Annotated in this window: 3 protein-coding genes and 1 pseudogene; 3 read left to right on the top strand and 1 reads right to left on the bottom strand. The window is 75.4% G+C overall.

The window, feature by feature from the left end; all coding sequences use genetic code 11:
* The 3 genes and pseudogenes from ACWCSD_RS51470 to ACWCSD_RS51480 all read left to right on the top strand — a co-directional run.
* The coding region (locus ACWCSD_RS51470; protein WP_449927030.1) for a hypothetical protein at positions 1–456 on the top strand (456 nt) is incomplete at its 5' end.
* 1 nt (position 457) lies between these two features.
* Positions 458–814 carry a hypothetical protein gene (locus ACWCSD_RS51475; protein ID WP_358300312.1) on the top strand — a complete coding sequence of 119 codons (357 nt, stop codon included), beginning with the start codon at positions 458–460 and terminating at the stop codon, positions 812–814.
* 140 nt (positions 815–954) lie between these two features.
* Positions 955–1557, top strand: a pseudogene (locus tag ACWCSD_RS51480) (serine/threonine-protein kinase); the annotation flags it as partial.
* Positions 1558–1757: 200 nt separating this feature from the next.
* Here ACWCSD_RS51480 and ACWCSD_RS51485 read toward each other — a convergent pair.
* Positions 1758–2504, bottom strand: a 747-nt coding sequence (locus ACWCSD_RS51485; RefSeq protein WP_449927032.1) for an aminotransferase class I/II-fold pyridoxal phosphate-dependent enzyme, incomplete at its 5' end; no start/stop codon positions are given.

Consider the following 2504-nt stretch of genomic DNA (forward strand, 5'->3'; position numbering starts at 1 on the left):
GAGACCCACCTCGGCGTCCACCGCAACAGCCTGTACAAGACCTTCGGCAGCAAGCGCGGTCTCTACCAGGCCGCGCTGAGCTGGTCCCTGGAGCACGACGTCAACCCGCTGATCGACCGGATCGCCGCCGCCGGCGACCTGGCCGAGGCGTTGCGCGTGGCCGCCGCCGAGCCGGACGCCGAGGTCGGCCTCAACCTGCTGCTGCTGGCCGCCGTCGAACGCGCGCCGGTCGACCGCGAGGTCGCCGACCGGCTCGCCGCCGTGCTGGCCGCGTTCGACCAGGCCGCCACGGCGGCGTCCGGGAGCGAGGGCGCCGAGGACGGCCTGGCCTTCGCGCTCACCGCGGCCCTGCTCGGCCTGCGGCTGCGGGCCAGGGCGGGGACCGCGAACACCGACATCGACCGGGCCGGCGCCGCTCTGGCCCACCGGCTCAACCACCACCACCAAGGAGCATGACATGGCGAGGATCAGCATTGACGGACAGACGCTGGTCGTGGAGATCGAGGGCCTGGACAAACTGTGGGCGTTGAAGAGCCGGCTGGTCATCCCGCTGGCCAACGTGCGCGGCGCCACCGCCGACCCCGGGATCGTCGGCGACCCCAAGGGGGTGCGCGCGCCCGGCGCCCACCTGCCCGGCGTCATCACGGCCGGAACGTTCCACCTCAATGGTGAGAAGGTCTTCTGGGACGTGCACGACGCCGCCAAGGCCGTGGTCATCGAGCTGGCCGACGAACGTTACGCCCGGCTCGTGATCGAGGTCGCCGACCCGCGCGCCGCCGTGGCGCTCGTGGAGGAGGCCATCGCCGTCCGCTGACGGCCGCCCGCACCACACGGTGTGGGACGAATGCGGGACAGGCGCCGTACGCCTCGACGGGCCGACAATGATCCCGTGCGACGCCGGGGCGGGCCCGATCGGCCGCCCCCGGCTCCACGCGGACGACCCCCGTACCGGCCCTGGAGGTCGTCAAGCCCGAGTACGCCGCCGACCCGGAGTTCCGCCGCCGGTTCCGCCACGAGGTGCAGGCGGCGCAGCGGGTGCAGGGCGCCTTCACCGCCCCCGTGGTGGACGCCGACCCCGACGCGGCCGTCCCCTGGCTGGCCACGGCCCACATCTGCGGGCCTTCGCTGCACCAGGCCGTGGCCGAGCACGGTCCGCTGCCGCCGGCCACCGTCCGGCGGCTGATCGCGGGGGTCGCCGAGGCGCTGATCGGCATCCACGCCGCCGGGCTGGTCCACCGGGACCTCAAGCCCTCGAACGTGCTGCCGGCCGAGGACCGGCCCAAGGTGATCGACTTCGGCATCGCCCGCGCCGTGGAGGCCACCTGCCTCACCCACACGGGCATGCGCGTCGGCACCCCGGCGTTCATGACCCCCGAACAGGTCAGGGGCCTGCCGGTGACCTCGGCCACGGACGTGTTCGCGCTGGGCCAGCTCGCCGTCTTCGCCCTGACCGGACGGCCCGCGTTCGGCGAGGGCCCGGCGGACGTGCTCTTCTACCGCATCGCCAACGAGGAGCCCGACCTGCGCGGATGCCCGCCCGCCCTGGCCGGGCCGCTGGCCCGCTGCCTGCGTGGACGCGGTGAACCTGAACCCGCTCGGCTCCTCGCTCACCTTCGCCCGCATGCGGACGGGCATGGGCCTGTGCGTCGTCACGGAGGACCACCAGGTCGTCCACCTCAGGCTGCTCCGCAAGTCCGCCGCCACGCACGCGCTGACCTGGACGGCGACCGCCTGGGCACAGGGCTGACCCAGAAGCGCTACCGGGACGCCGTCAGAGCGCGGTCCACCTCCGCGAGCCGCCGCACGGCCTCGGCCAGCTCGGCGTGCCCGGCGGTCGCGGCGAAGCCGAGACGCAGGAAGGCCGCCGGGAGCTCGGTGGCGAAGTAGCGGTTGCCGGCGCTGACGGCGACGCCGTCGCGGCGAGCCGCGTCGGCGACCACGGCGTCGTCGGCGCCGCCGGGCAGGCGCACCCACAGGTGCAGGCCGCCGGCGGGCACGCGGTCGAGGGTCCAGCCGGGCAGCTCGGCCAGGACGGCGGCGGCCAGCGTCGCGCACCGCTCCCGCAGCGCCGAGCCCAGCGACCGGACGTGCCGCTCCCAGGCGGGGGAGGTGAGCAGGTCGAGCGCCGCCTCCTGCAGCGGGCGGCCGACGAAGAAGTCGTCGACCAGCCGCACGGCGCGCAGGCGTTCCATGACCGGGCCCCGGGCGGTCAGGGCGCCGATGCGCAGGCTGGGCGCGGCCGGTTTGGTGAGGGAGGTCAGGTGCACGACCGTGCCGTCGCGGTCGTCGGCCAGCAGCGGCGGCGGCACCGGCGCGCCGTGGCCGAGGTGGCGAGCGAAGTCGTCCTCGATCACGAAGGCGCCGGCCGCGCGGGCCGTGTCGAGGACCTGGCGCCGGCGGCCCGGGGCCAGCACCGCCCCGGTCGGGTTGTGGTAGGTCGGCTGGCAGTAGAGCAGGCGGGCGCGGGTCAGGGCGAAGGCGTCGGCCAGCAGGTCGGGCTTGAG

It is taken from the genome of Nonomuraea sp. NPDC001684 (assembly GCF_053596515.1).

Bases quoted from the DNA above. Each gene is read 5' to 3' on its own strand.
- ACWCSD_RS51475 (WP_358300312.1), top strand. From the start codon at position 458: ATGGCGAGGATCAGCATTGACGGACAGACGCTGGTCGTGGAGATCGAG.